The organism is Streptomyces cahuitamycinicus (assembly GCF_002891435.1).
GTDB classification, from domain to species: domain Bacteria; phylum Actinomycetota; class Actinomycetes; order Streptomycetales; family Streptomycetaceae; genus Streptomyces; species Streptomyces cahuitamycinicus.
This window is the reverse complement of sequence record NZ_POUC01000485.1, coordinates 1-5,524: the sequence shown is the minus strand read 5'-3', so window position 1 is coordinate 5,524 and position 5,524 is coordinate 1. Positions and strand designations below refer to the sequence as shown.

At 70.3% G+C, this 5,524-nt stretch carries 6 protein-coding genes and 1 pseudogene; 4 read left to right on the top strand and 3 right to left on the bottom strand.

The window, feature by feature from the left end; all coding sequences use genetic code 11:
• The 3 genes and pseudogenes from C1J00_RS37365 to C1J00_RS47380 all read right to left on the bottom strand — a co-directional run.
• Positions 1–212, bottom strand: a 212-nt coding sequence (locus C1J00_RS37365) for a hypothetical protein (protein ID WP_146046331.1), incomplete at its 3' end; no start/stop codon positions are given.
• A gap of 177 nt (positions 213–389) precedes the next feature.
• On the bottom strand, positions 390–953 hold the full coding sequence (locus C1J00_RS37360) for an RICIN domain-containing protein (RefSeq protein WP_102913355.1): 564 nt from the start codon (positions 951–953) through the stop codon (positions 390–392).
• A 55-nt stretch (positions 954–1,008) separates the two neighbouring features.
• A pseudogene (locus tag C1J00_RS47380) lies at positions 1,009–1,242 on the bottom strand (IS200/IS605 family accessory protein TnpB-related protein); the annotation flags it as partial.
• A gap of 595 nt (positions 1,243–1,837) precedes the next feature.
• Between C1J00_RS47380 and C1J00_RS37355 the strand changes: the two are divergent.
• From C1J00_RS37355 to C1J00_RS37340, 4 genes are all read left to right on the top strand, one after another.
• Positions 1,838–2,575, top strand: coding sequence for an AfsR/SARP family transcriptional regulator (locus C1J00_RS37355; protein WP_180989841.1), 738 nt, complete (start codon positions 1,838–1,840; stop codon positions 2,573–2,575).
• A gap of 5 nt (positions 2,576–2,580) precedes the next feature.
• Positions 2,581–3,144, top strand: a complete 564-nt coding sequence (locus tag C1J00_RS37350; protein ID WP_102913353.1) for a MauE/DoxX family redox-associated membrane protein — start codon at positions 2,581–2,583, stop codon at positions 3,142–3,144.
• Between the two features lie 8 nt (positions 3,145–3,152).
• A complete protein-coding gene (locus C1J00_RS37345; RefSeq protein ID WP_102913352.1) occupies positions 3,153–3,704 on the top strand; it encodes a thioredoxin domain-containing protein in 552 nt (183 codons plus the stop codon).
• Positions 3,701–5,524: ABC transporter ATP-binding protein (locus tag C1J00_RS37340; RefSeq protein ID WP_102913351.1), on the top strand; the 1,824-nt coding region annotated here is incomplete at its 3' end. The genes C1J00_RS37345 and C1J00_RS37340, both read left to right, overlap by 4 nt.

The following is a 5,524-nucleotide window of genomic DNA, read 5'->3' as shown; positions in this document are numbered from 1 at the left end:
GTTCTGGCGTTCCTGATCGTCCAAGCGCCGGAGGAGTGCTGCGTGACGACCCAGTCCTGGTCGTCGTACGAGCCGGCGGCGGCGAGGATGATCGCGCCGTCCGCGGCGGCGTTTGCCGGTGGCCCGGTCGCCCAGGCGCACCAGCAGGTGCCGGGGTTCGGCAGGGCGTGGAGCCAGCCGAGTGCGTGGGGGATGACGCCGGTCCCGGCCATCGTGCGGGCAGGCGGAGGCAGCGGCGGCGGCCGGTGTTCACGAGCGCCCCGGGGGGCGGACACAGCCGGCTCGGCCCGCAGCATGCCGACGTCGACCGCACCACACAAATACAGAGCCCCCGTCGGGAAACCGACGAGGACTCATGGACGATCGAGGCTGATCTTCTTGGATTTTGGCTACTTGCGTTCGAAGGACCAGATTGTACTGTTGTCGGTCGATCCGGTGTTCCATTTCACTTCGCCGGCCGAGGTTCCGTACATGAAGTGCCTGCCGGATTGTTCGTTGTTGAGCCGGAATCCTCCGGAGGCTGATTCGAGCCTCCAGAGCGAATCTGGGGTGACTTCGCCGGAGTTCCAGATGACGGCGTTGTTCGGTTCGGAGTCGGCGTAGAACCGCCCGGTTCTGGCGTTCCTGATCGTCCAAGCGCCGGAGGAGTGCTGCGTGACGACCCAGTCCTGGTCGTCGTACGAGCCGGCGGCGGCGAGGATGATCGCGCCGTTCGTGTCCGAGTCCAGGTACTTGCCCGTCGACACGTTTTTGATCTTGTAGGTGGCAGACGGTAGGCCCGGGCTGGCACCACCGCCACCAACGCCGCTCATGATGGCGTCGATAATGCCCTGCTGGGTCACCGCATGGGAGTGTCGGTTGAACAGCCCGAACCCGTATCGTCCGGTTTCGCCGTTGTCCCAGTAGACCGGGGCCGCTCCGTACTTTTTGGCGGTGGAGGCGACGGCGCGCATGTAGTCCGCACGATACCTGGGGTTCGATGAATCGAACGATGACTTGTCGATCGCATCGGCTGGTCCCGTCGGTGAAGTCGAGGTCCTCGACGGCGATCACGGCGGCACCACAGCGCCGGGCGTGATGCAGCAGCCGGGTCAGCGCGTGCCGCAGTTGCGCGTCCCGATGCACAACGGTGCCGCTCAGGTCGTAGAAGTAGCGCTGCGGTTCCCCGACCGGGTTGCCGTGCACGTCGAGGAGCCAGGCGGCGAGGTGGTCGTCGTTCATGTCCACCGGGGGCTTCCCCCGAGGTCACACTGCGGCTTTCGGGCAGGAGGCGTCAGGGGCAGGAGAGAGAGGCGGCTCGGTGACGAAGCGCACCATCGGGTCCGTCGTGCCGGGCCAGGACCAAGATTCCGTGCTGCGGTGCCGCTGGTAGATGGAGACGGTGAATGTTGTCGTCCAAGCGGGAGCCGAAACAGGCACTCCGCCTTGAGGTACGTCCCCATAAGTCCGGATCTGCCCCGTAGTGGCCCGCTTCACCCTTGCCCTGCTCGCCGCCGCGCTGCTGGCGGCCACGGCCCCCGCCGCCCTGACACGGGCCCCCGCGAGCAGCGGGCGCCCCGGCCGCACGGCCTGTTCCTCACGGTGTCCGGATCCGAGAACACTCCCATGTCCATTGTCCGCGGAAATGTTGTTCGCGGACATCATTCGGCAGTGGGAGCGGGAGCTCCGCTGTGTTCCCGGAGGCGGGTCAAGCGCTTCGATGATCAGACCCCTCTTCAACTCATCGGCAAACAGAGCGCGTTCAATCCACTGGCTGTTGCAGCAGGGTTACGTTCGAAGCGCTTCGATAATACGGTGTGCGCCCAAGCCGACCACGTGTCACAGAGGGGGAGTGCAGGTGCAGGCACCGCTGATACGCATCTTGGGGCCGATCGAGATCAGCGACGGCGCACACCCGGGGCCACTTCGCGGCATCAAGCCGTGCGCACTGCTCACCGCGCTGCTGCTCAGGCCCGGGAGCGTGGTGTCCCTGGAGAACCTGATGGACGCCCTGTGGGCGGGCGAGCCGCCGCGCTCCGCCGTCGCGAACCTGCGCTCGTACGCCCATCTCCTGCGCCGACGGTTACCGGTGGCCACCCCGCTGATCAGTTACCAGGGCGGTTATGAACTCCGCATCGCGCCGGACGCCGTCGACCACCTGGTGTTCGAGCGCCTCGCCGACCGGGGCCGCAGCGCGGTCACCGACGACCCGCCCCGGGCGATCGAGCTGCTCAACGCCGCGCTGGCGCTGTGGAGTTCGGACCACGCGGCGCCCGGAGTCGAGCGGTACGGCATGCTCGACGGCCCGCTGCGCACCCTGGACGCCGAGCGCATCCGCGCCACCGAGGATCTGGCCGATGCCTGGCTCGGCGTCGGCCAGCCGCACTCCGCACTGCGTACGGCGGGGCAGGTGCTCGCCGCGGAGCCGCTGCGCATCCGCAGCTGGCTGCTCGTCCTGAACGCCCATCACCACCTCGGCGAACCAGGACGTGTGACCGACGCGTTCGAGTCGGCGCGGACCGTCTTCCGCCGCGAACTCGGCACCGAACCCGATGCCTGTCTGGGCCGGCTGCACCGGCAGCTGCTCGCGGGGTGAGCGCCATGGCCGCCGCGCTCTCGACGGTCTGCCACATTCTGGTCGCCGTCGTCCTCGCCGCATCCGCCGTGGGCAAGGCACGGCCCGCCGGATTCCGTGCGTTCCTCACCACGCTCGCCGACATGGGCCTTGGCACTGCCGGCATGCGCCGCCCGCTCGCGTACGCGACCATCACGGTCGAAGGCGTGGCCGCGGGCCTGCTGTTGCTGCCCGGCACGCGGGCCGGTGTCATCGGGCTGCTCCTGGCCTCGCTGGTCCTTGCCGCGCTCACCATCGGCGTGGTGCGGGCGGTACGCGGCGGCGGTCCGCCCGTGACGTGCGCCTGCTTCGGCCGCACCGGGCGCCCTCTCGGCGTACTGCACCTGGTCAGGAACACCGGACTGCTGCTGGCCGCCGTCGGCGCCCTGGTCGTCACCGGCTCCGGTCCGGGGCGGGCGACCGGCGGCGATCTGGTCGTGTCCGTGGCCGCGGGTGCGGTGCTGGCCGTCGTCGTGATCGGCCTGGACGACATCGCCGATCTGTTCACCGCGCCCACCGCCTCCACCGCCCGCTCCACCGACCTCCCGTAGGAGTCCTTGTGTCCTTCGGTCTCTCCGTACTCGGCCTGCTCCTCGGTCTGTTCAATCTCCTTCTCCTGTACGGCGTCATCCGCCGGCTCAAGGAGATCGAGGCCCGCCCGGCCGACGCGGCGCCCGCCCCGGTCACCGGCATCACCGACGCCCACCGGATGACCGCCGACGCGATGGTGGACATACCGGACGGCACCCGGCCCGCGCTCGTCGCCTTCTTCGCACCGGGCTGCGAGCCCTGCGAGCAGTTGCTGCCGCTGGTCGTCACGAGGGCCATGGACGAGCCCGGCGGCAGCGAACGTGTCGTCGCCGTCCTCTCCGAGGGCACCGACGACGACAACGCACGCTTCACAAAGGCCCTGGAACCGGTGGCCCGGGTCATCGTCGGCGGCCCGAAGGACCCCTGGATCCAGTCGTGGATCACCACGTTCCGGGTGGACGGGCTGCCCCTGGTCTGCGGTCTCGACGACACCGGCGACGGCGTGGCGATCCGCTGGTCGGCGGTGAGCGCGCCGGAGCTCATCGCCAAGGCGGGGATCGTGGGCCGGCCGGTCGTATGACGCACCCGGCACAGCACCCCGTGTCCCGGTCCCGGGTCGCGGCCACCGCGCTGCGGCTCGCGCTCGGCGCGCACCGCCGCGCCCTCATGGCGACCCTGCTGCTCGCCATGGTCGAGGCCACCGGGCCGATCGCGGCGGCCTGGCTGACCAAGCAGCTGATCGACTCGCTCACCGGGCACGGGACGCGCGAGGTCACCGCGACCGCCGCGACCCTGGCCGCGATCGGCGTGCTGCTCGCGCTCCTGCCGTACGTCGACGATCTCTGCCAGGGCGTGCTCACCCGGGCCGTGGCGCTGACCGCGCAGGACCGGCTGTTCCGTGCGGTCAACGCCCACCCGGGCCTGGACCTGTACGAGGATCCGGTACGGCTCGACCGGCTCCGGCTCGCCCAGCAGTCCGGCCAGGACACCCCCGTACAGCTGGTGCAGTGCGCGCTGATCGTGCTGCGGTCGGGGTGGACGCTGGTGGGGTTCGCCGGGATGCTGGCCGTCATCAGCCCGGTCCTGGCGGGACTGGTGCTGCTCGGTGCCGTACCGAAGCTGGTCGCGGAGCTACGGCTGGCCCGGGCGACAGCCGCGGCGTTCGCGGGTGTCACGGCAGGCGAGCGCCGCGAGGCGTTCTTCTCGACGCTGCTCGGCGGTACGACGGCGGCCAAGGAGATACGGCTGTTCGGCACCGGGGATGTGCTGCGGGAGCGCATGCTCGTCGAGCGGCGGGCCGTCAACCGGATCCGGCACCGGCTCGACGTACGGCGTCTGAGCGTCAACTCGCTGCCCACACTGCTCGCTTCGGGTATCGCGGGCGGCGGACTGCTGTGGGCGGTGGGCCGGGTGTCGGCCGGGACGCTGACGGTCGGGGACCTCTCCGTGTTCCTCGCGGCGGTGGCCTCGGTACAGGGCGGACTCGGCTCGGCGGTCACGGCGGTGGCCAACGGCCATCAGCATCTGCTGGTGTTCGCCGAGTACGTGGCCGTGGCCGAGGGCGGCGCACGGCCCGGCACGGCGCGGCGGGTCGCGGGACCCCTGCGCGACCGGATCGTCCTCGATGACGTGTGGTTCCGTTACGCCCCGGATCTGCCGTGGGTGCTGCGGGGCGTGACGCTGACGGTGCGCGCCGGGGAGAGCGTGGGTCTCGTCGGCGTGAACGGGGCTGGCAAGAGCACGCTGGTCAAACTGCTCTGCCGGTTCTACGACCCCGAACGGGGGCGGATCCTGTGGGACGGCACGGATCTGCGGGAGTTCACGCCCGAGTCGCTGCGGGACCGGCTCAGTGTCGTCTTCCAGGACTTCGTCTCATACGAGATGACGGCGGCGGAGAACATCGCGCTCGGCGATCCGGCGCTGGCCGTTCGCACTCCCGACGGCTCACCCGGCTCGGAGGTCGTCGAAGCCGCGCGCGAGGCGGGGGTGCACCAGGTCCTCGCGAGTCTTCCGGCCGGGTACGACACGATGCTGACCCGGGGGTTCTTCGGGGCGAACGACCGGGACAGCGGTGTCGTGCTCTCCGGCGGACAGTGGCAACGGGTCGCACTGGCCCGGGCGTTGCTGCGGGCGGACCGGGACCTGTTCGTGCTCGATGAACCGACGTCGGGGCTCGATCCGGATGCTCAGGCCGAAGTGGCCCATGTGATCCGGGGGTTGGGGCAGGGACGGGCCCGGCTGCTGATCTCGCACCGGCTGAGCGAGGTTCGTCCGGCGGACCGGATCGTGCTGCTTGACGGGGGTGCGGTGCGCGAGGAAGGGCCGCATGAGGAGCTGATGAGGCTGCCGTCGGGACGGTACGCCGAGCTGTTCCGGGGGCAGGCTGCGGGGTTCTGGGAG

Excerpts from the sequence above, each read along its gene's own strand:
- C1J00_RS37360 (WP_102913355.1), bottom strand. The coding sequence starts at position 953 with ATGCGCGCCGTCGCCTCCACCGCCAAAAAGTACGGAGCGGCCCCGGTC.
- C1J00_RS37350 (WP_102913353.1), top strand. The coding sequence starts at position 2,581 with ATGGCCGCCGCGCTCTCGACGGTCTGCCACATTCTGGTCGCCGTCGTC.